The organism is Mycobacterium intermedium (genome assembly GCF_002086275.1).
GTDB lineage: Bacteria > Actinomycetota > Actinomycetes > Mycobacteriales > Mycobacteriaceae > Mycobacterium > Mycobacterium intermedium.
This window is the reverse complement of record NZ_MVHT01000074.1, coordinates 13,259-35,073: the sequence shown is the minus strand read 5'-3', so window position 1 is coordinate 35,073 and position 21,815 is coordinate 13,259. Positions and strand designations below refer to the sequence as shown.

At 64.9% G+C, this 21,815-nt stretch carries 23 protein-coding genes; 8 read left to right on the top strand and 15 right to left on the bottom strand.

All coding sequences use genetic code 11. From position 1 onward, the window contains the following. The 5 genes from BST27_RS22290 to BST27_RS22270 all read right to left on the bottom strand — a co-directional run. On the bottom strand, positions 1-301 hold a 301-nt coding region (locus tag BST27_RS22290), incomplete at its 3' end, for a hypothetical protein (RefSeq protein ID WP_170062346.1). Between the two features lie 35 nt (positions 302-336). Next, on the bottom strand, positions 337-1,725 hold the full coding sequence (locus tag BST27_RS22285; RefSeq protein ID WP_069420740.1) for an AAA family ATPase: 1,389 nt from the start codon (positions 1,723-1,725) through the stop codon (positions 337-339). An 85-nt stretch (positions 1,726-1,810) separates the two neighbouring features. After that, positions 1,811-3,262 carry an FAD-dependent oxidoreductase gene (locus tag BST27_RS22280; RefSeq protein WP_069420739.1) on the bottom strand — a complete coding sequence of 484 codons (1,452 nt, stop codon included), beginning with the start codon at positions 3,260-3,262 and terminating at the stop codon, positions 1,811-1,813. A 99-nt stretch (positions 3,263-3,361) separates the two neighbouring features. Next, positions 3,362-3,766: a WhiB family transcriptional regulator gene (locus tag BST27_RS22275; RefSeq protein ID WP_079219900.1), complete on the bottom strand. Its 405-nt coding sequence runs from the start codon at positions 3,764-3,766 to the stop codon at positions 3,362-3,364. Positions 3,767-3,898: 132 nt separating this feature from the next. Beyond that, positions 3,899-4,477 carry a TetR/AcrR family transcriptional regulator gene (locus BST27_RS22270; RefSeq protein ID WP_069420738.1) on the bottom strand — a complete coding sequence of 193 codons (579 nt, stop codon included), beginning with the start codon at positions 4,475-4,477 and terminating at the stop codon, positions 3,899-3,901. Positions 4,478-4,564: 87 nt separating this feature from the next. Here BST27_RS22270 and BST27_RS22265 point away from each other — a divergent pair, with 87 nt between their 5' ends. Together BST27_RS22265 and BST27_RS33235 are read left to right on the top strand one after the other, a co-directional pair. Further along, positions 4,565-5,227: a hypothetical protein gene (locus tag BST27_RS22265; RefSeq protein WP_069420747.1), complete on the top strand. Its 663-nt coding sequence runs from the start codon at positions 4,565-4,567 to the stop codon at positions 5,225-5,227. Between the two features lie 84 nt (positions 5,228-5,311). Next, on the top strand, positions 5,312-5,998 hold the full coding sequence (locus BST27_RS33235) for an LppU/SCO3897 family protein (protein WP_156789287.1): 687 nt from the start codon (positions 5,312-5,314) through the stop codon (positions 5,996-5,998). An 18-nt stretch (positions 5,999-6,016) separates the two neighbouring features. Here the strand turns inward: BST27_RS33235 and BST27_RS22255 are convergent, their stop codons facing one another. Then, a complete protein-coding gene (locus BST27_RS22255) occupies positions 6,017-6,754 on the bottom strand; it encodes an SDR family NAD(P)-dependent oxidoreductase (RefSeq protein WP_276015688.1) in 738 nt (245 codons plus the stop codon). Beyond that, positions 6,751-7,872 carry a calcium/proton exchanger gene (gene cax, locus BST27_RS22250; protein ID WP_069420735.1) on the bottom strand — a complete coding sequence of 374 codons (1,122 nt, stop codon included), beginning with the start codon at positions 7,870-7,872 and terminating at the stop codon, positions 6,751-6,753. Before cax ends, BST27_RS22255 begins: the two co-directional genes overlap by 4 nt. 11 nt (positions 7,873-7,883) lie before the next feature. Between cax and BST27_RS22245 the strand changes: the two genes are divergently transcribed. Beyond that, positions 7,884-8,339 carry a hypothetical protein gene (locus BST27_RS22245; RefSeq protein WP_139805300.1) on the top strand — a complete coding sequence of 152 codons (456 nt, stop codon included), beginning with the start codon at positions 7,884-7,886 and terminating at the stop codon, positions 8,337-8,339. Between the two features lie 100 nt (positions 8,340-8,439). Here the strand turns inward: BST27_RS22245 and BST27_RS22240 are convergent, their stop codons facing one another. Genes BST27_RS22240 through BST27_RS22230 form a run of 3 tightly spaced genes read right to left on the bottom strand, consistent with a single transcriptional unit; the run spans position 8,440 to position 11,946 of the window. Then, a complete protein-coding gene (locus BST27_RS22240; protein ID WP_069420733.1) occupies positions 8,440-9,564 on the bottom strand; it encodes an acyl-CoA dehydrogenase family protein in 1,125 nt (374 codons plus the stop codon). Then, on the bottom strand, positions 9,565-10,797 hold the full coding sequence (locus tag BST27_RS22235) for an acyl-CoA dehydrogenase family protein (RefSeq protein ID WP_069420732.1): 1,233 nt from the start codon (positions 10,795-10,797) through the stop codon (positions 9,565-9,567). A 12-nt stretch (positions 10,798-10,809) separates the two neighbouring features. Next, the gene (locus BST27_RS22230; RefSeq protein ID WP_069420731.1) at positions 10,810-11,946 is read right to left on the bottom strand and encodes an alpha/beta hydrolase; all 1,137 of its coding nucleotides are present in this window, start codon (positions 11,944-11,946) and stop codon (positions 10,810-10,812) included. A gap of 163 nt (positions 11,947-12,109) precedes the next feature. Here BST27_RS22230 and BST27_RS22225 point away from each other — a divergent pair, with 163 nt between their 5' ends. Together BST27_RS22225 and BST27_RS22220 are read left to right on the top strand one after the other, a co-directional pair. Continuing rightward, positions 12,110-13,009, top strand: coding sequence for a class I SAM-dependent methyltransferase (locus BST27_RS22225; RefSeq protein WP_069420730.1), 900 nt, complete (start codon positions 12,110-12,112; stop codon positions 13,007-13,009). A gap of 231 nt (positions 13,010-13,240) precedes the next feature. After that, positions 13,241-14,173 (top strand): TauD/TfdA dioxygenase family protein, encoded by a 933-nt coding sequence (locus tag BST27_RS22220; RefSeq protein WP_069420729.1) that lies wholly within the window; start codon positions 13,241-13,243, stop codon positions 14,171-14,173. A gap of 14 nt (positions 14,174-14,187) precedes the next feature. On the opposite strand, the gene BST27_RS22215 is transcribed toward BST27_RS22220, so the two are convergent. Further along, a complete protein-coding gene (locus BST27_RS22215) occupies positions 14,188-14,679 on the bottom strand; it encodes an SRPBCC family protein (protein WP_069420728.1) in 492 nt (163 codons plus the stop codon). A gap of 3 nt (positions 14,680-14,682) precedes the next feature. After that, positions 14,683-15,024 carry an ArsR/SmtB family transcription factor gene (locus BST27_RS22210; RefSeq protein WP_197518156.1) on the bottom strand — a complete coding sequence of 114 codons (342 nt, stop codon included), beginning with the start codon at positions 15,022-15,024 and terminating at the stop codon, positions 14,683-14,685. Positions 15,025-15,323: 299 nt separating this feature from the next. Here BST27_RS22210 and BST27_RS22200 point away from each other — a divergent pair, with 299 nt between their 5' ends. After that, positions 15,324-16,667: a sensor histidine kinase gene (locus tag BST27_RS22200; protein ID WP_269149712.1), complete on the top strand. Its 1,344-nt coding sequence runs from the start codon at positions 15,324-15,326 to the stop codon at positions 16,665-16,667. A gap of 4 nt (positions 16,668-16,671) precedes the next feature. Here the strand turns inward: BST27_RS22200 and BST27_RS22195 are convergent, their stop codons facing one another. Further along, the gene (locus tag BST27_RS22195) at positions 16,672-17,238 is read right to left on the bottom strand and encodes a nuclear transport factor 2 family protein (protein WP_069420724.1); all 567 of its coding nucleotides are present in this window, start codon (positions 17,236-17,238) and stop codon (positions 16,672-16,674) included. 41 nt (positions 17,239-17,279) lie between these two features. Continuing rightward, positions 17,280-18,101, bottom strand: a complete 822-nt coding sequence (locus tag BST27_RS22190; protein WP_069420723.1) for an SDR family NAD(P)-dependent oxidoreductase — start codon at positions 18,099-18,101, stop codon at positions 17,280-17,282. Between the two features lie 208 nt (positions 18,102-18,309). On the opposite strand from BST27_RS22190, the gene BST27_RS22185 reads away from it, so the two are divergent. Further along, positions 18,310-19,341, top strand: coding sequence for a fused (3R)-hydroxyacyl-ACP dehydratase subunits HadA/HadB (locus BST27_RS22185; protein ID WP_069420722.1), 1,032 nt, complete (start codon positions 18,310-18,312; stop codon positions 19,339-19,341). 32 nt (positions 19,342-19,373) lie between these two features. On the opposite strand, the gene BST27_RS22180 is transcribed toward BST27_RS22185, so the two are convergent. Next, complete coding sequence (locus BST27_RS22180; RefSeq protein ID WP_069420746.1) at positions 19,374-19,643, bottom strand: hypothetical protein; 270 nt, start codon at positions 19,641-19,643, stop codon at positions 19,374-19,376. A gap of 201 nt (positions 19,644-19,844) precedes the next feature. Between BST27_RS22180 and BST27_RS22175 the strand changes: the two genes are divergently transcribed. Further along, on the top strand, positions 19,845-21,800 hold the full coding sequence (locus BST27_RS22175; RefSeq protein ID WP_069420721.1) for an aconitate hydratase: 1,956 nt from the start codon (positions 19,845-19,847) through the stop codon (positions 21,798-21,800). The last annotated feature ends 15 nt before the right edge of the window (positions 21,801-21,815 follow it).

The window sequence follows — 21,815 nt, the reverse complement described above, 5'->3', positions numbered from 1 at the left end:
AGGCCCAAACCACAACCACCACCGCAATCTCGCCGCCCCCAGAGCCCGCGAAGGCAAACCCTCGCAGCGAGATTGCCATGAAGGTCGTGATGGAGGCCCAAACCACAACCACCACCGCAAGCTCGCCGCCCCCAGAACCCGCGAAGGCAAACCCTCGCAGCGAGATTGCCGTGAAGGTCGCGGTGGAGGCCCAAACCACAACCACCACCGCAAGCTCGCCGCCCCCAGAACCCGCGAAGGCAAACCCTCGCAGCGAGATTGCCATGAAGGTCGTGGTGGAGGCCCAAACCACAACCACCACCGCAAGCTCGCTGGCAGCGGAGCCGTCACAGACCGTCAGAGGTACATGCCCGCCGGAACCGCTGCGCGGTACCGACCGCTCCCCACTTCGGCCAGCAGCGTCGCGGTGCTGACCGCGCCGCCGTCGCCGGCCAGCACCGCTCGGCGGACGACTTCGCGAATATCGCTGCCGCTGGTTCGTTCCGGCAATGCGGCGACCACTGCAGCCGTGTCGACGCTTTCGCCACCGGGAATGTGGTCGATCAGCGTCGCAAGAATGCGCGCGGCGTCTGCGCGGCTGGGGTAGCCCACCTCGACGACCGAGTCGAATCGGCCCGTTCGGATGGCGGCCTTGTCCAGGGTCGCGGCGTCGTTGGTGGAAGCCAACGTCAAGATCCGCGCCTCCGCCTTGATGTCCATGGCCTGCAACAGCTCTGACAATCCGCTCTCACCCGCGGCGCGGTCCTGACACCACAGGTCGACGTCCTCCAGCACGATGAGTACCGGACCGCCGAGGCGCTGGGCCTCTGCCACGACGGCCGTCAGCAGGTGGGCCCCCGCCTTGGCTTCGACATAGATAACGGTGAACTCGCCTACGACCTCTCGGGCGACGACCGCGCTCACCGCGGACTTGCCCGTTCCCGGCGGGCCGCACAGCAGCACGCCGCGGCGCACGCCGAGGCCGTGTGCGTTGAGGATGTCATGGCGGTCGCGCACGGCGGTGACGCCGAGGTCGACCTCGGTCCACACCTCGTCGGGGACGATGACGGTGTGTCGGGTCGCCGTCGACGGCAGGTCGATCACGGTCAAGCTCAGCCCGTGCATATAGCTGGCACGCACCGCCCGCCCCCGGTATGGGTTCAGTTCATTGGCTCGCTCGGCGAGCCGGTCCAGCACACAACGCGCGAGAGACTGATTGTCCGGCGTTACGAAGGCCGAAATTTCAGGCGAGCACATCACCGTGTCGCGGGCCTCAAGGTGGATGACACACCCCGAGTCATTCAGCAACGTCCCGGCAGGGAAATACACACGCAGGCACAACGGGTGCCGGTAACGCTCGCCGCCGACCTCGGTCTGCGTCCACTTCGGCGGGCACGCATCTTCGCCCGGGCCGACCTCGCAGTCGAGTGCGTGCTCGTCCATCCACTCGGCCAAGGCAAGCGCCACGGTCAGGCGGGACACGGGATTAAGTTGGCGTTCCTCATCAACCAGGTGGCCGCAGTCCGGCACCCCCAGGCAGCGGGCCGTGAATCGCTCTGCGGTTTCGGCACTTTCACGCTCGGCCACGCCCACCAACAACTCGCCGAGAGCGCGCAGCGCCGGACGCACACCGTAGTCAAGGCCATCAAGCCACGCGCCGATGTCGGAGATCGGCTGGCGGTGCGCGTCATCGCCGCCGGTCAGTTCGGCGGTCAGATCGGCAAGTTCGTCGTTGGTCAGAGTCATCGTTCTAATGTTGGTAGGGGGTCAAAGCGACCGTTCACGATGACATCCGACCAGCGGTCGGTCAATTGATTTTTCGGAGCGCAGGTTAGAAGTTCAAGCTGGAGAACATAATTCGGCCCGGGTCGTACTTCTGCCGGACAGCCACCAGTCGGGAGAGATTGGAGCCGAAGTAGCGGGCGGCCGGCTGACCGGCTTCCAGGTAGTTCACATACCCGCCGACCGAATATGGTTGCACCGCTTTGTGTGCCGCGTTGAGCCAGTTGGTCGCCGCGGCCGGCGAGCCGGCCGGTTCGATGTACCACTGCACCAGCGCGGATTGTGTCCGCCATGGAAACGCCGTGGCTCCCGGTGCCACCGTGGCCATTGCGCCGTCAAGCGCATGCATGATCGCCAGCATCCGACCGGCCCCGCGCGGAAATGCCTCGACCGCCGCGGCGATCCCCTGGGCGGCGGCCGGCGTGATGGTCGTGAAGACATCGGACCCGCCGACGTAGCCGAGCGGGGACGGGTTGAGATTCCCGACCGCCAGATAGTTCACCAAGTCCAGGTAGTTGAAGGTGTGCTGTTCGGTACCGGACGGCTGGGCGCCCACGGCCGCGATGATGGCGCTCGCCACGCTGTTGCCGGATCCGGCGGGGCAGGTCGCCATGATCCGGCAGTGCGAGCCCATCGCGTCGGTTGTGCTGTCGGCCAGCGCCCAACTGTTGCGGTCGGCGGTGCGCAGCCAGTTCTGCCAACCAACGAGGACTTGCGCAAACGACTGCTGTGGGTAGTTGAGGTTGACGACGTCGTACTCGGTGGTGGGGAACGTGGCAAAGGTCAGCGAAGTCGTCACTCCGAAATTGCCGCCACCGCCGCCGCGCAGAGCCCAGAACAGATCCGGCTGACTGGCGGACGACGCAGTGACCGCTTGGCCGCCAGGCAGCACCACCTGTGCCGACACCAGTGCGTCGCTCAGCAGGCCCGCGTGCCGGGAGTGCGCACCCAGGCCGCCCCCCAACGCGTGCCCGCCGGCCCCGACGCTCGGGCAGGTGCCGGTCGGGATTCCCCGGCCGACCCCCGCCAACGTTTGATGCAGCGCGTACAAGGTGGTCGCCGGCGTGACCGTGACGTGCCCGGTGGCCGCGTCGTAATTGATATCGCCCGTCAGTTGGCGGAGGTCGAAGACCAGGGCGCCGTTGGCCGTTGACGCCCCCACGTATGAGTGCCCGCCGCTGCGCGGAGCGACTTTGAGGTTGTGCGCGGCAGCGAACGCCATCGCTTTCTGCACGTCCGCCGACGATGTCGGGGTGACGATCGCCGTCGGCGTCGAATCGTTGTAGATGGTATTGAAAACTTGTTTGGCAGAAGCGAATTCGGGGCTGCCGGGTAGCAACACCGGCCTGCTGAGTGCAGCGGACAGCGTTTCCAAGCCAACGGGATTCGGGTCGGCGGTGGCCAGCACCGAGCCGAGTCGACCCGATCCGAACACAGCGCCGGCGGCTAACGCTCCAGCGGCGCCCCGCAGAAACGTCTGGCGTGAGATCTCACGCGCCAACGTTGGGCTTCCGCGATTGCATCATGCTTCGGATTGTCGGGGCCGAAACGACGCCGGCAGTGACGGCGCGGTGGCCGACACCGGAACGTGGCCAAACCTTTAGCGCCCAGCGACCAGCCTGGCTGACGGTTGCCGTTGCCGGAAGTAGTCCGACCACGAAATGACCTCGGGATGCCGCTTGAGCAGTTGCCGGCGCTGGCGCTCGGTCATCCCGCCCCAGACGCCGAACTCCACCCTGTTGTCCAGGGCATCTGCTCCGCACTCCTGCATCACCGGGCAGTGACGGCAGATTGCCGTCGCTTGGTGCTGTGCGGCGCCTCGCACGAAAAGTTCGTCGGGATCCGTTTCGCGGCAATGCGCTTGAGACACCCAGGCAAGGCGTCCCGCCTCCTCGACACCGCGCGCCGAGTCGTGGACGGCGAGCAGATTGGCACTTCTGGCCGCTCGGCGGGTTCCCACTGGCCGGCCTTGCGTCACACGGTTCTCGTCGGGTCTGGGCTTCATGACGCTGACCTCCCGTCGACTCGTCCCGGCCGCGGCGCCGACTCCCCTCTTGCGGCGCCTACGACCTAGATATGAAACTAAACTATCAGAATTGATTTACGAGTTTCAATTACAGGACTGCGATCGGGTTCGTCAACCAGCCGGACGCGGTCTGACGAAAGGCACCAGCACTTCGTCGACGAGCTTCACGCACAGCTCGTCGTCGATCGGGTCGCCCGTCACCAGCAGGCGGTGCCAAAGCACGCTCTGCCCCAACTCACGAGCGATCTCGATGGGCACGTCCGGTCGCACGTCGCCGCGGGCGATTCCCCGGGCGAGTAGCTCTGACATTTCCTTCTTGCGCCAGCCGATGACCTCGGTGCGGAAGGACTCGGCGAGTTCGGAATCATGTGCGGCCGTTGCGATTACGGCGCGGATGACTGCGGCTTGCGGGCCGGTGAACAAGGCGGCCCAGCCGCGCAGGATCGCCAGCATGTCCTCGCGATAACTGCCGGTGTCCTCGTGCGGAATCGCCCCGATGGCGATGCGCAACAAGGTGTCGCGAAGCAGCGTCCGACCGTCAGGCCACCGCCGATACAACACCGCCTTGCTGGTGCCCGCGGCGCTGGCGACGGCCTCCATCGTGACTGCTGATGCGCCGTGCTCGCCCACGAGGCGCAGTACCGCATCCCTGATCGCCGCATCCAGTTCCGCGCCATGCCGCCGACGCATCGAAGTTCCTCCCGAGAAACGGTTGCGTTTCTTAGTACCGGATCGTAGCCTTCAATAGAGAAACGGTACCGTATCTTGGAGGTCGTCATGTCGGGTTTGCCAGTCCTGTATCCGCTGCGTTCCCTCGACACCGCCACGGTGCGTTTCACCAGCGCTCCGCATCACCGCCGCCGAGTGACGATCGACCACCGAATGCTGGCCGGCGTCACCCCGGAGATGCTGCTCGATTGGTTCACCCACATCGGCGAAACGATGCCGTACGGCGGCCAGATCGTTCCCCGCTACCTCGCTTGGCATCCGATCGACCACATTCACTGGGACCTCGCCAGTGCGGCGCCGGGCGGTGGCGCCGGCGAGGGCGCCCGTTTCCACATCGTCGAAGCTTTCGGCGCCCGGCCCGAATACAAGGTCGACATCGTTGACCGCGTCGAGAAGCTGGACGAGACGGGAATCCGTCTGGTCGAGCGAGTCGCCGGCGTCGTCGTCTTCCAGCTCGAACACACCTGGTCTGCATGCTCGGACGGCACGCACTATGTCACGGTGCTCGACGTCGGGGCGCGCACACCCCTCTACGCGCCGGTCAACCGCTTCGCCTGCCGGCGCTTGCCCGACGACATGTTGCGCGCCTGGGTCCAACACAACATCGAGGAAGTCGGCCAGCTGGAGTACCTACTGCCACAGCTGAAATCGGGTGAGCAAGGCACTTCCGCCACGGGCGCGGCCAGCCCCGGCATCCGTTCGGCAAGATAGCTGCGTTCCGCGGCTTCGCCGGTTAGGCTGCTTCCCGGCAGGCGCCGGAACCGGAGTGCGCCGACCATGGCGCGAAAGGCTCAGATGTCTGACGACGACGAGAACGTCCCCGCTTCGTCTGCAGTTCCGCCGGGGAATTACCCGCTGCCTCCGCAATACACGCCACCTCCGCAATACGCGCCACCTCCCAAATACGCCCCTCCTCCGGCGCAGGCGCCCGCGCCCAAGAAAGGCTCTGCGACGAAGAAGATCCTTGCGGCGCTGGCCGTGATCGTGCTGGCGGTTGCGGTGAAGGTAGGAGCGCGCCTGGTGCTGAACCAACCCAGCCACCATGGGTCACACAGCAACGGCTTCGATTACGCCATCGGCACCTGCCTGAATCTCTCGAAGACCGGCATCGTCGTCACGCCCAACGAAGTCAAGGTCGAGCCGTGCTCGTCACCGACCGCGCTGTCAAAAGTCGCTAAGAAGTACACGGGCACCAAGAACTGCCCCAACGCCAACTACGGAACTCTGGAAGGTGGCGGCAGCGGTCTCTGCTTAGAGGACAATCTGACCGTCGACAGCTGCTATACCCAGGACCTCGTCTCCCACATGTTCAAGGCGACCGAATGCAAACCCTCGGTTCTGAGCAGTGAGCCGACCTTCAGGGTCGCGCTCCGAAAAGACGGTGTGGCTGACCCGAGCCTGTGCAGCGAAGAGCAACAGGCGGTCGACTTCCCCGAACCGCCCCTGACCTATTGCATGGACGTTCTCGTCGCCAGCGAGTAGCACCGAGTAGCACCCGGTTCAGCCCGCGCCTTTGCCGTTGTCGACTCGGTACACGGCGCCGTGTATCGCCGCGGCGTCATCGCTAGCGAGAAACGCGATGACGTTGGCGACATCATGGGGCCGCATCATGCCGCGCGGTGCGGCCGATCGCATGATCAGGTCGTAATTCGGGTTGTCCGGGGCGCTGAAATTCTCAATCTGCGGGGTCAGCATGCCGCCGGGACATATTGCGTTGACGCGCAACCGATCTGCGGTGTATTCGACGGCCAAGGCCCGGGTCAGCCCGATCAGCCCGTGTTTGGCGGAACAGTAGCCGGCCGAATACGCCTGGCCCTCCACACCGGCGATGGAGGCGACGTTGACGATGTTGCCGCCACGGGCCAGCAGATGTGGCAACGCGGCTCGGCACAGATAGAACGGTCCGCTCAGATTGACCGCTAGGTCTTCTTGCCAGTCCTCGTCGTTCATCGACTCGGTCCGGCGCATCTGGTGCCGTCCAGCGATATTCACCAACACATCGAGTCCGCCGAACCGTTCGACACACTCCGCGACGGCGGTGCGGCAGGCCCCCGGGGACGTCACGTCCACCGAGACGTATGCACCGCCGTCGACGTCCGCGAAGACCTCGGCTAGCCGACCGGCGTCTCGTGCGATCCCGAAAACCGTTGCGCCCCTCTGGGAAAATAAGCGGACAGTTTCCGCGCCCAAGCCCGATGAAGCGCCGGTGACCAACGCGATCTTGCCCTGCAAGATCAGCCCCACCAGAACGCCGTCGCGATGATCCCGTACAGCACGACGAGGGTGGCGCCCTCAAGCCAGTTCGACTCACCGTCGAAGTAGATGAATGCGGCGAGTACCACCGACAGCATCAGGACGGCCACCAGCATCGGACTGAAGACCAGAGTCAACGTGGCGAACCCGGCGATCTGCGAGATGAGTACGAGCAGCGGTGCCAGCACCAGTGAGATCTGGATAGGCGAGTTGAGTACCACCGCGAAGGCGTACGCCGACCTGCCACTGGCGGCAAGCTGGATACCGACCACGTTCTCGACGGCATTGCCGGCAATCGCGACCACGACCAGACCGGCAAAGGCTTGGGAGATGTGCATTGAGTCCATCGCCGGTTGGAGCGCATCGACGAACCACTCCGACACGAAGGCCGCGAGCAGACTGGCGGCGGCCAGCATTCCGATCGCCAGCCAGACGGGCCAGCGCGGGTGTTCATGCTCTTCTTCGGGCTCGGTGGTCCCGTCGCCGGGGTCGGCCTCATCGACGGGGCGGGCCTCGTCGGGGTCGCGGCGCAGCGAGGCCGGAAGGTTCAGGGCGAACAGGACGAGCAACAGCACCGAGACGATCAGCGAGAATGCGTCCTCATGTTCGGAGGCCGGAGTGTGGATCCAGTGCGCCACGGACGGGATCGACATCGCCGTGACCGACAACAGCATCAGCACGGTGATGGTGCGCGCACGAGCCGAGCCGAGTTGCTGGGTGCCGTGGCGCAGGCCGCCGGCCACGAAGGCAAGCCCGAGCACGAGCAGGAGGTTGGCCAGTATCGACCCGACCAGGGCAGCGCGAACCACGTCGACCAGTCCGGCCTTGAGGCTGAATATGCAGATGAAGAGCTCCGGAAGGTTGCCGAGCGCCGACTGCAGGACGCCGGTGGCACCCGGCCCGAACCGGTCGCCGAGTTGGTCCACACTGTGACCCACCACCGACGCGAGAACAGCGACCGCCGCGGCCGCGAGTAGGAACCTCAGCACCGAGTTCCACTCGCCGTAATGCGCGAACCCCGCGCCAAACGTCAATGCCACCGAGAGGATCAGCAAGATCCGATCGGACCGGACAAGGACGGGCGAAGCGACCTCGGTCGACATGGTCACTCATCATGCCAGCAAACGTGGGCTGGGTAACCGTCCTCGCCAAGGAAATATCAAGCATCCGTCAAGCGGCGTCGGTGAATCTCATCGTGTCCATCGCTGCTGAGGGAGAAATGATGAAGAAGTCGGTCGCGGTCGCGGGTTTGGTCGCCGGTTTGGCCACCGGTTTGTTCGCCGCTTCTGCCGGTATCGCTCACGCGAATGCCAGTGCGCCGGTTGGCTTCTGGGTCAACCAAACTGGATCCGAACAATTGCTGGTGAGCGCCAACGGCTGCTCGCTGGCGGACGGTGCGGGCATCCCGACCACCTCCGGTCCGTGCTCGTGGAACCCGTCGTCCAACGGCGGTATCCTCACCATCCTCAGCAGCCGGACCCGGACGCCGTCACCGGTCTACTTCAACGTGCTGTGGATCAATCAGACGACGATCTCCGTCTACGGCGACGTGTTCTACCGGCGCGCCTGAGCATTCCACGCCACGGCCGAAAGCAGCTCCGAATGGAGCGCTTCGCTAGCCTGGGTGCGGAGACAGTCGTCCGCAGACAGGCATGAGACAGCGTGTCGCGTTACGTCTTGGTCAGCTCGGCGTATCGAGCGATGTGGTGATCGGTGGTGCCGAACTCGTACTGGATGGCGGTGAGCCGCTTGAAGTAGTGGCCGATGGCCAACTCCTCGGTCATCCCCATCCCGCCGTGCAGTTGCACGGCCTGCTGGCCGATGAACCGTGCGGCACGGCCGACGGTGGCCTTCCCGGCCGACACCGCGCGGGCGCGGGTCGCCTCGTCGGCGTCGAGGTTCAGGATCGCGAGATAGACTGCGGCGACGGACTGCTCGAGTTCCATGTACATGTCGACCATGCGGTGCTGCAGCACCTGGAAACGGCCGATGGGCTGTCCGAACTGCTGGCGCTGCTTGCAGTATTCAACGGTGTCCGCCAACACTTTTCGCATGCACCCGACCGCCTCGGAGCAGATCGCCGCGGCGCCCTCGTCGCGTGCGCGACTCAACGAAGACCACGCCTGACCCTGCTCGCCCAGCAACGCCTCGGCCGGCAGGCGTACGTCGTTGAACGCGATGTCGGCGGCGCGTCGGTCGTCGATGGTGCGATACGAGTGCATCTCGATGCCGGCTGCGCCAACGTCGACGAGAAACAACGAGATTCCGTCGGCGTCTGGGGTGCTCGCGGTGACCAGCAGGTGTCCGGCCAGCGGTGCCGCGACGGCCATCAACTTTCGGCCGTTCAACACCCAACCGTCCCCGTCGCGTTCGGCGCGCGTCGAGACGTCCTGCCAGCGATCGGCGGATGCCGGTTCGGTCGCGGCCAACGCCGCAATGGCGTTACCCGCGACGATCTCTTCCAGCAGCGATGTCGCCACCGCACCGCCGGCGCGGTGCAACAGCCCACCGGCTACGACCACCGTTTCGACGTAGGGCTCGACCACCAGCGCGTGACCAAGCGCCTCGGTGATGACCATGAGTTCTATTGGCCCACCACCGATTCCGCCCACATCCTCGGGCAGCGTGGCACCAAGTATGCCCAACTCGGTGGCGAACCCGCGCCAGATGTCGGGCTGCCAGCCGGTACCGGTCTTTGCCGCCCTACGGCTCTTCTCGAGGTCGTAGCGGACACCGAGGAATTTCGTCAGCCCGTCACGCAGTAGTTCTTGCTCATTGGTCAGATTGAAGTCCATTTACAGTCCCAACGCCGCCTTGGCGAGAATGTTTCGCTGAATTTCGTTGCTGCCGGCGTAGATTGAGCCGGCCCGGTCATTGAAGTAGCGCAGCGGCGCCACGGCCTGCCACGGCTCACCCGAGGCGTAACCATCGGCGGGCGGCTCGAAATCGGCGATGGGGCCGCCCGGCGCGGTCGCGTGCGGCTGGTACGCGCGGCCCCACGGTCCGGCGGCCTCCAGCGCGAGTTCGGTGAGCGCCTGGCTGAGTTCGGTACTCAGGATCTTGAGCATCGACGACGCCGCGCCCGGGTTGCGGCCTTGCGCCACCGCGGCGAGCACTCGGTACTCGAGGATCTCCAGCACCTCGGCGCGGATCCGTGCGTCGGCCAACTTGCGCACGAATGCCGGGTCGTCGGAAAGCCTTCCGCCGTTGGGTCCGGGTTGATTCTTGGCCGCTTCGCCGATTTCCTCTGCCGCCACTTGCAGACCCGGCGCGACCGCACCGCCGCCGCGCTCGAACTCCAAGAGATACTTCGCGACCGTCCAGCCGTCGTCGATTTCACCGAGAACGTTGGCTTTCGGTACCCGCACCTCGTCGAAGAAGATCTGGGTTTGAATCTGTTCGCCCGATGTCATCACAAGCGGGCGAATCGTGATTCCGGGGGAGGTCATGTCGATGAGCACGAAGGTGATGCCCTGTTGCTTCTTCTGCGTTCGGGAGGTGCGAACCAGCGCGAATATCCAATTCGCTTCAGCGGCATGGGTTGTCCAGATCTTGCTACCCGTACACACCAGGTGGTCGCCGTCGGAAACAGCGGACATCGACAAGTTGGCCAGGTCCGACCCCGCTTCCGGTTCGGAGTAACCCTGGCAGAAAAACACCTCTCCGGTCAGGATCCGCGGCAGGAAGAAGTCCTTCTGCGCCTTGGTTCCGTACCGGATGATCGCGTGCGCGACCATCCGAATCCCCATCGGCGACAGGGACGGAGCACCAGCCAGAGTCGACTCCCGGGTGAAGATGTAGTGCTGGGTCAGGGTCCAGTCGCAACCGCCGTATTCGACGGGCCACGCCGGCGCCGCCCATCCCCGCTCATGCAGAATTGCCTGCCAGGCCATGCTGGCCTCGTGGTCCGCGTAGACGCTGGTCATCAACCGTCCCGCGCGTCGGAGCTCGGGGGTGAGCTTCTGTTCCAGGAACTCCCGAACTTCTGTCTGGAAGTCCAGCTCTTCCTGCGTCCATTGCAGATCCATGAATTTCCCGGTCTAAGCGTCGTATTGGGAGGGTCGGCGAGAGCTTAGCCGACTCCATTCTGGGTGATGGTCGTCAGGCAAGTCGCCGCCCGAGAGGTGGGCGCCGACAGCCGAGATCGTCGCCGCGATGGCATCGGCACTGTCGCCACCCAACGGAGCGATACTGGCAAAACCGTGCGGGAGTGAATCGAACTGCCGGTGGTGCACGGCGACACCCGCTCGACGTAACGCAGCGGCGTATTCGTTGCCTTCGTCGCGAAGCGGATCGAACCCGCCGGTGAACACCAACGCGGGCGGTAGGCCGACCAGGTCGGCTTGCAACGGCGATACCAGCGGGTCGTCGGTTGCTATGTCGGTCCCGCCAAGGAACGACTCGGTGAACCAGTCGATTTCCTGCTTGGAGATGAAGAATCCGTCGGAGAACAGTTCGCGTGACCGGGTCCGACCAGAGAGATCGACGGCCGGATACCACAGCACCTGCAGCGCGGGCTGCGGCAACCCTTCGTCACGGCTGCGCAGCGCGACGAGGACCGTCAGGGTCCCACCCGCGCTGTCGCCGCCGATCGCGATCCGCGACGCGCCCAATTCGGTGGCGTGATCGAGCGCCCACCTATAGGCCGCGACGCAGTCGTCGACCGCGGCCGGGGCCTTGTGCTCGGGTGCCAGTCGGTATTCCACCGACAAGACGTGGATGGCGGCGTCGCGGCAGATCATTCGGCACAACCCGTCGTGAGATTCAATGTCCCCCACGACAAAACCGCCGCCGTGGAAGAAGACAAGCAGCGGCGCCTCAGCCTCGACCGGTGGCCGGTAGTGCCTCGTCCGCAATGCACCGGCCGGGCCGGGAATCGAGAAGTCGGTCGTGGGGACGGCAATCCGGGGCGCCATCGCCACATGCGAATCCCGCATCAACGCGCGGGCCGTTTCGGGATCGCCGGATGCGCCCAGGCCGCCGGTGCGCGTGAGTCGTTGCGCAACGAGTATCAGCTGTGCGGTGGCGTCGAGGGTGTTCCCGTCGATCGTGATCGGTTTGCCACCGGCGAGGAGCCGTTTCACCGGCCTCGGAATCCGCGGCAGGACGGTGACGCCCATCCGCAGCGCCGCCGTGGTCACCGCGACGGGACGAACCTTCGAACGCCTGCGGGCCATAGGGCACCCTAGACCGGAACATAAATTTGGTTCAACATGGGCAAGCGGGCCCGGGGTGAGGTGCGCCACTGACCCCCGCCACTGCGGCCGTGCCGGGCGTACAGTCGAAGATAAGTTAAATGAGCTAACTATTCGCTCGTTGCCCGCCGAGAGGAGACGGACGGTGGCCCGTACCGACAACGACAGATGGGACCTCGCGTCCAGCGTTGGAGCGACCGCGACTGCCGTCGCGGCATCACGAGCCATCGCCTCGAACGGCCCCGATGCGCTGTTGAACGACCCCTGGGCTGATCCGCTTGTCCGTGCGGTAGGCATCGACACCTTCATCAAGCTCATCGACGGCGAGATCGGCGATCCAGACGATCCGCTGCTGAACCGTCAGACCATGAAGGAGCAGATCACCGTCCGAACCCGGTTCTTCGACGACTTCTTTGTCAAGGCGACCGACGCCGGCATCCGGCAAGCCGTCATCCTGGCCTCCGGACTCGACACGCGGGCGTACCGATTGCGGTGGCCGGTCGGCACCGTCGTCTACGAGCTCGACCAACCCGACGTCATCGCCTTCAAGACACGCACGTTGGCCGAGCTCGGCGCCGAACCCGCCGCGCAGCGCAACCCCGTTGCGATCGACTTGCGTGACAATTGGCCGCTGGCACTGCACTGCGCGGGGTTCGATCCCGGACAGCCGACCGCCTGGATCGCCGAAGGCCTCCTGGTCTATCTGCCGCCCGATGCGCAGGATCGCCTGTTCGACAACATCTCCGCCTTGTCGGCGCCGGGCAGTCGGATTGCCACCGAGCACATGGAGCTGCGCAGCGTGCCGGCGGACTGGGCGCAGAAGCTCACCGAGCGGTCCCGGCGCATCGGTTCCAACATCAACCTGGCCGAGCTGTTCTACACCGGTGATCGCAACACGGCCGGCGAGTATCTCGCCGGCCACGGCTGGCAGATCGACGTGCTGACTACCGAACAAGCCTTTGCCGCAAACGGTTTCGCGTTCCCCGAGGACGAGCTCGCGTCGTTCGGCGGCGGCTCTGGTTACCTGACGGCGGTCTTGGGCTGAGCATTTTCTTCCACCTGATCGCAACGGATCCAAGGCGCGACCGTGGCCGCGCGCCCCCGGTAAAAGTACTGGTGAAGCAGCCGTTTCGGCAGGTCAAGCACCCCGGCGGCACGGTCGGCCGGGGCCTCCGCACGAACTGGATATTGCACTGGTGTAGTCATCTGTATACGGTCGACTACAAGTCGCATGTACACAGTCGACTACATGCGTGAGATCTGAAAGGCGCACGCCATGAGCAGCGAAATCCGCGTAGTGAAATTGAGTGAGAACATCGGTGCACGCATCGACGGCGTGCGACTCGGTGCGCTCGAAGCTGACACCGCCGCCGCCGTCAACCAGGCGCTGGTGGAGCACAAAGTGGTGTTCTTCCGCGGCCAGCACCATCTGGACGACGACTCGCAGTACGCCTTCGCCGAGAGCCTGGGCGTGCCCACGACTCCGCACCCGACCCTGAAGTTCGACGGAAGCAAGGTGATGCGGCTCGAGGCGATCGGCGGCAGCGGTGCGAATCAATGGCACACCGACGTCACCTTCGTCGACCGTCCACCCAAAGCGTCCATCCTGCGTGCCGTGGAGTTGCCCAGCTACGGCGGCACCACCACCTGGGCGTCCACCGTCGCCGCATACCAACAATTGCCGCAGCCGTTGAAGGTGCTGGCGGAGAACCTCTGGGCCGTCCACAACAACGCATTCGACTACGCGTCAGTAGATCCCGCGCTGCTGGCGGCGGCCCAGGTCGCACCGGAAGCGTTGCTGAACTACGCGGCCGAATTTCACTCCATCCACTTCGAAACACAACACCCGGTGGTGCGGGTGCACCCGGAGTCGGGCGAAAAGTCCTTGCTCCTAGGGTCATTCGTCAAGTCGTTCCTCGACGTCAACGTCGCCGAGTCCCAGGCGTTGTTCCGAATCTTCCAGGACCGAATCACCCGGCTGGAGAACACGATTCGGTGGAACTGGGAACTCGGCGACGTCGCAGTGTGGGACAACCGCTCCACCCAGCACTATGCCGTCTCGGACTTCGGCGACCAACCCCGCCGGATGCACCGGATCACGCTGGCCGGCGACATCCCGGTGAACGCACACGGTGAGCGCAGCCGGCCGATTGCGGGCGACGCGAGCGAGTACTCGGTGGTCGACACGCCGAAATCGCTCGTGGCGTAGCGGAAAACGGTCGTTTAGCTAGCGACCGCGACGAAGTCGTCGATCTGGTTGATCGCCGCGGTGGCGCCCTCGATCACGCCCATGTTCAGCACCTGCTGCAGCGCCTCGGCCGACGCGTAGGTACTCACGAAGATCGCGCGGGTGCCGCCGTTGTGCTCGGTGAAGGGGTAGACGTTCTTGGAGACCGGCAGATCCGGGTTGGGGTTGAAGTCCTCATCGGCGAAGCCGTCCTCGAAGGAGAAGCTGCTCGGCTCGTCGACGGCGGTGATCCGCCAGAAGCCGGCGTACTTCTCGCCGTTGGGGCCGGTCATGAAGTAGTTCGTGCGGCCGCCGGGTGTGAGGTCGTGGTCGACGAAGGTCGCCGGGCATTCCGGCGGCCCCCACACTTTCTCCAGTTGACGAGGGTCGGCGTAGATCTGCCAGATTCGCTGCACCGGCGCGTCGAAGTCGGCGGTGATGGTCAGGGTGAGGTTGTCGAAGTCCTGCTTGACGTCGGTCACGGGCACGATTCAGCTCTCCTTTGTTGAGTCGGTTGCGATGAGTTCGTCGATGCGCGCGACGCGGCCGCGCCATATCTGTTCCAACTCGGCCAACATTGCCGCCACCGAGCGCACTGCCTCCACGTCGCCGCTGGCCAGTTGCTCGCGACCTCGGCGTCGCTTGGTGAGCAGTCCGGCCTTTTCCAGGACGACGACGTGCTTTTGCACCGCCGCGAAGCTCATCTCGTATTTCATGGCGAGCGCGGAAACCGAGTGTTCGCCGGTCAACACCCGGCGCATGATGTCGCGCCGGGTCCGGTCGGCAAGCGCCTGGAACAGAGCATCCGCCCGGTCTTCGAGGTCCACCGCCACAATGCCCAACATACAACCATTTGGTTGTATGTTGTCAATTCCTAATTTTTAGGCTCTGATGACGCGCATGGCCGGGGCCGAGTGCTCGTCGGCAGCATCCGCTGGGTCATGACCCCGCCCGAGCACTTCACCGAGCAGGAGTTGAAGCCCAGGTCGGACTGGGTGAGCGAGCGCGCGGGCGGTCGGGATGGTCGGCGCAGGTTAGTGTTGCTCATCGTGCTCGGCGAAAGTTCCCTGACGTCTCCTGCGGCGATGTCATGACCATCAACGACAGGCTGTATCGGCTGCTGCGCCTGCCTTTGCCGGTGGTTTCGCTGCGCAACATCGTGATCGTGGCCGCGCTGTCGGTGATCGTGCTGGTGATCGCGCTGGGCGCGTGGGTCTGGATCGGCGTCACCAATGACCAGTACAACCAGCTGGACCGCCGGCTGGACTCGGTCAGCAGTCTGGGCGACGTGCGGACGTTGCTGCTCAGCCCACCCCGCTCGGCGACCGACCAATCCGTCCCCGCTGACGACAGCTTGGTCCGGACCGTGCGGGTGAACAACTCGACCGTGTCGGTGCCCAGCGACATCGTCCTGCCGGCCCTGCCGATCGGCTATGCGACCACCACGATCAACGGCGTCCCCTATCGCGTCCGCACGTTCACCGCCGGGCCGGCGACAGTCGCACTCGGAGCTCCGCTGGCCGGCGCCGAACGCCGGATAGACCAGCTACACCTGCGCGTGCTGCTCATCTGCGGCAGCGTCATCGTCGGCACGTTCATCGTGGGCAGCGCGATGTGGTTGATCATGATCAATCCCTTTCGGCTGCTGGCGCAGCAGGCGCGTGCGATCAACGCCCAATCCAACCCCGGCGAGGTCAAGGTACGCGGGGTCTGGGAAGCGGTAGAGATCGCCGAGGCCGTCGAGGGAATGCTGGCCCGCATCGGCGACGAACAACAGCGCACCAAAGCCGCGCTGGAAACGGCACGCGATTTCGCCTCGGTCGCATCCCACGAACTTCGCACGCCGCTGACCGCGATGCGCACCAACCTCGAGGTGCTGTCCACGCTCGAACTGCCCGCCAAGCAGCGCGATGAGGTGCTGGCCGATGTGATGCGCACCCAGAACCGCATCGAAGCCACCCTCTCGGCGCTGGAGCGGCTGGCGCAGAACCAGACCATCACCACCGACGACTTCGTCCCGGTCGACATCGTCGAGTTACTGGACCGCGCCGCGCACGACGCGGTGCGGATTTACCCCGACCTGATGGTCTCGCTACTGCCCTCGCCCACCGTGTTGATGCTGGGACTTCCCGCCGGTCTGCGGCTCGCGGTGGACAACGCGATCGCCAACGCGGTCAAGCACGGGCACGCCACCCGAGTACAGCTGTCCGCCAACAGCTCTCGAGACGGCGTGGAAATCGCCATCGATGACGACGGTACCGGCGTACCCGAAGACGAACGCAGCTCCGTCTTCGACCGGTTCTCCCGCGGCTCCACCGCATCGCAATCCGGCTCCGGCCTCGGGCTGGCGCTGGTAGCCCAGCAGGCCGTGCTGCACGGGGGCACGGCATCCCTGCACGCCAGCCCCCTTGGTGGGGCGAGGCTGCTGCTGAAGCTGCCCGGCCCGCGGCCACACAACGAGGATGGGTACGTCTAATCGCCTAATCCGCCTGATCCGCCGCATCCGCAGCCGGATGTCCGGGAAACAGCGAAAAGAACTGGTAGGACGGGTCGTTCGCGTCCATGGCGCCTCGTGACGTCCCTTCGACGATGGGATGCGAGAAGTCCAGCACCGACGGGTCACTGACGCGCGCCCAGTCGGTGACGATCATCCGATCGGTGAAACCCCATGTGCCGTCGCGCTTCTCGTACTTGTCCAGATAGCGCCCGCCGATCAGGACGTCGACGTCTCGCCCACGTGCTCGGAACGTGTGCATGGCGATGCTGTAGACCTCGCCCTCGGCGAAGTCTCCGCTGATGACGAAATTCGCCGTGGTGATGTTGTGCTGCATCGCCCGAAGGTGGGGCCGCGCGGCGTCGAGTTTGGCGAAGAAGTCGTCCACGCCGCCCGCGGCGAAGCCACCGTGGTTGTCTGCCGCATCGGGGTGGTACAGGCTGCGCAGTTGGGCGGTGTCACCGCGGTCGACGGCACGGCAGTACGCGTGGACCAGCCTGCGCAACTGGTACTCGTCGAGCATTTCCCTGAGAAGGCTGTCCGATGGCGTCATCGCTTCACGCTAAGCGACGAGCCCGGAAACAAAGGCGGGCGTTACTGGCCGTGCCCGGAGAACTCGTCCATGGAGTTGTAGACACCGACGCGCCGGAGGTAGAAGTCGCGCAGCCCGATGGGCAGCACCGCGGACAGCACTTTGTTCATCTTCGATGTCCACGGCATGATGACGAAGGGTTGGCCCTTCAACATGGCCGCCCAGGTCCGCTGGACAACCTCCTCCTGCTCAAGCATCGGCGTGAACAAGATGCCCTTGGCGCCCTCGAACATGCCCGTGTTGATGTAGGTGGGACAGACCGTCGTCACCTTCACCTTGTCGTGCCCGGCTTGCTCCAGTTCCAGCCGCACCGAGTCCGAGAAGCCGATCGCCGCCCACTTGGAGGCGGCATATGCGGCCATGCGGGGAATGGCGTTGAGCCCGGCCGACGACGCGATGTTGACGACGCGACATTGCGCCCCCGACTCGATCATTGCGGGCAGGAACTCCCGGGCCACCAGCATGGGCCCAATGGAGTTGACCTCCATGGTCAGCGTGAAGTCGCGCGTCGAGTTCTCCCAGAAGTAGCCGTTACCGCGCACGATCCCGGCGTTGTTGAACAACACGTGGATGGTGCCGACGTCGTCACGCACCCGCTCGGCCGCCTCGGCCACCGCGGACTGGGAGGTGACGTCGACGGTTGCGTAGTGGACGGTCCCGCCGGCCTTTTCCAACTCGGCCGCGGTCTCCTTCAGGGCGACCTCGTTGGCGTCCCACAGCACCACAGCAGCGGCGCCTTCCTTGACGGCTTGGGTGGCGAACAGCTTGCCAAGGCCCATGGCGGCACCGGTGACTAGGACATTGGTCCCCTTGACGGACTCCATTGATGGGCTCCTTTGGCAATTGGTTTGACGGTCTGATAGCTCTTATACCCTTTTGATCGCGGCAGGTGTGACGGCCTGTCACATCACTTGCCTCGATTTGCGCACCAAAACCCCCAAACGATGCCCGCAGTGTGCCGCCCGCTGCACCCGCCGTTAGTGTGCTTGGGTCGCGTCAGCGAACACGCCGATAGAAAAGTTGGACACATTCATGACCACAGCAGAGACGTCGGAGATCCTCGAATCACGGGTCGGCCACTACTACCAGATGGACACCACCTACCTGGTTGGCCGCGAAAAGCTGCGCGAGTACGCGCGCGCAGTGCAGGACTACCACCCCGCGCACTGGGACGTCGCGGCCGCCGCGGAACTGGGTTATTCCGACGTGGTGGCGCCCCTGACGTTCACGTCGGTCCCAGGCATGGCGTGCAATCGCCGCATGTTCGAAGAGGTGGTCGTTGGTTACGACACCTACGTTCAGACCGAGGAAGTCTTCGAGCAGCACCGCCCGATCGTGGCCGGAGACGAACTGCAGGTCGACGTCGAGCTGACGTCGGTGCGCAGGGTCGCCGGGCGGGACCTGATCACCGTCACGAACACCTTCACCGACCAGGCCGGTGAGCGGGTACACACCCTGCACACCACCGTCGTCGGCGTCACCGGCGAGGAAGTTGATCCCGCGATCAAGTCCGCCGTGCAGAGCGCGATGATGCACGACGTCCGGTTCCTGGAACCCCATGCGGTCGACGCCGCCTACGAAAAGACGGTGCGGCCCGACGACCAGCAACCGATCGCCGAGGGCGGCACGACCCGCACGCCGGGGACACCGTCCTTCGACGCCGTTACGGTCGGCGACGAACTGCCGGTCCGGAACGCCCACCTGTCGCGCGGCGACGTGGTGAACTATTCCGGCGTAGCCGGCGACGCGAACCCGATTCACTGGGACGAAAATCTCGCCAGGTTGGCCGGGCTGCCCGACGTGATCGCGCACGGAATGCTCACCATGGGTTTGGGTGCCGGGTTCGTATCCGCATGGTCAGGCGACCCCGGTGCGGTCACCCGCTACGCGGTGCGGTTGTCGGCACCCGCGATCGTGACGGCCATTGAGGGCGCGGACATCGAATTCAGCGGCCGGATCAAGTCACTGGATCCAGAAACCCGCACCGGAGTCGTCATCGTCGGCGCGAAGTCGGCGGGCCGGAAGATCTTTGGCCTCGCCACGTTGAACGTCCGCTTCAGCTAGGCAGAGATGCACGCGATCGGCGGCTGGCCGGGCTATAGCCGGTCGACGATGTCCTTCGCCTGCTTCAGACCCATCCCCGTCTCCTGCACAAGCGCCTTGATGGCTGCGAGCTTGTTCCCTTGCGACACCAGTTCTTGCACCGCGGAACTCACCACAGTCTCCGTGGGCGCGCCTTCATGTGCGACGGGGATTGGTATCCCGTAGCCGCGCACCGCCCGCTCTAACAACTCGATGCGCCTTTCGAGTTGTGCGAGCCGCTCGCTCTGGTCGTCATCACCACCCGATCCCCTGAAAATGGCCATGGCAACAGTGTGGGGCATCGTGCGCCCGCGATCGATCTGGATCCCCGGCGACACGAAAGTCGATCCGCCATGCACTGCATTGTTTCGATCGGGCCAAGCCGGGAAACGCTCGAAGTAATGCCCTTCGGCGGGTTCGTCACTACTTCGGGACACGGCTGTCGACCCGTGCGGGGCGCTACTGAGGCCATTGAGGAGGACACGATGGCGGCCAACGTAACTCATAAGTTGATCGAGTCGCATCTCGTGTCGGGGGAGTTGAAACCGGGTGAGGAAATCGCCATCCGAATCGACCAAACGTTAACCCAAGACGCCACCGGCACATTGGTGATGCAAGAACTGGAGGCGCTCGCCCTGGATCGCGCCCAGACGGAAGTGAGCGTTCAATACGTCGACCACAACTTGCTGCAAACCGACGAAAAGAACGCCGAGGATCACGAATACCTGCGGACCGCCGCGCAGCACTTCGGGCTGTGGTTTTCCAAGCCCGGCAACGGCGTATCGCATCCGACGCACATGCAGCGCTTCGGCATTCCGGGTAAGACCATGGTCGGCTCCGACTCGCACACCCCCGCAGCGGGTTCGCTCGGCATGCTCGCGATCGGGGTGGGCGGCTTGGAAGTGGCGGTCGCCATCGCCGGCAAGCCGTTGCACCTTCGCATGCCCGAGGTGTGGGGGGTTCGGCTGGAAGGTGAACTGCCGCAGTGGTGTTCGGCCAAGGACGTGATCCTGGAAATGCTGCGGCGCCACGACGTCAAAGGTGGCGTGAACCGGGTCATCGAGTACTACGGGCCCGGCCTGGCGACGCTGAGCGCGATGGACCGACACGTCATCGCCAACATGGGCGCCGAACTGGGCGCTACCACATCGGTGTTCCCCAGCGACGACGCCGTGCGGCAATTCCTGCGCGCCGAGGAACGGGAGGACGACTGGGTCGAGCTCCTGGCCGACGACGGGGCGGACTACGACATCGACGAAACCATCGACCTTTCCGAGCCGGAGCCCTTGATCGCCAAGCCGTCGTCGCCAGGCAACGTGGTGCCAGTGCGGGAAGTGGCGGGTGAGCCGATCGCCCAGGTGGTCATCGGATCGAGCGCCAACCCCGGTCTGCGTGACTTCGCGATCGCCGCGGCAATGGTCGACGGTCGCCAAACATCACCAGCCGTCAGCTTCGACATCAACCCGACCTCGCGGCAGATACTCGCCGACCTGATGTCGATGGGCGCGACGACGTCGCTGGTGATGGCTGGCGCGCGGATCCATCAGGCGGGCTGCATGGGCTGCATCGGTATGGGTCAGGCCCCGGCCACCGGACACAACTCGCTACGCACGATGCCGCGCAACTTCCCGGGACGCTCGGGCACCAAAGAGGACAAGGTGTGGCTGTGCTCGCCCGAGACCGCGGCCGCGTCGGCGCTGACCGGTGTGATCACCGACCCGCGCGAGTGGGCGGAGACCGAAGGCGTCGACTACCCGACGTTGCGCATGCCCGCGAAGAGCAGCGTCAACACGGCGATGCTGGTGCCCCCGCTGGAACCGGACGAGGCCAAAGACGTCGAACCGGTGAAGGGTCCGAACATTTCTGGGCTGCCCGACCTGGAACCGCTACCTGACGAATTCGACGCACCGGTGCTGTTGAAGGTTGGCGACAACATCTCGACCGACGAGATCTCCCCCGCCGGCGCTCGCGCACTGCCGTTCCGGTCGAACATTCCCAAGCTGGCGGAGTTCAGCTTCACCCAAATCGACGAGTCCTATCCCGACCGCGCCCAGGAAGCCGAAGAGACCGGCCACGTCATCGTCGGCGGCGACAACTACGGCCAGGGCTCCTCGCGCGAACATGCGGCGATCGCGTTGCGCCAGCTCGGATTACGGGTGGTGATCGCCAAGTCATTCGCCCGCATCCACTGGCAGAACCTGGCGAACTTCGGGGTGCTGGCGCTGGAGTTCGTGGATTCGGACGACTACGACAACATTGACCAGGACGACACCCTCGCCTTCACGGAGCTGCAGAAGTCTCTCGAGGAAAATGAGCCCATTACCGTCAGGAACGTCACCAAGGACACGACCTTCAAAGTCTGCCATCGGCTTTCGCCGCGACAGGTCGAATACATCCTGGCCGGTGGACTCATACCTCAGTTGACGCGCGAATCCGACTGACAAGATTTCCGCGCC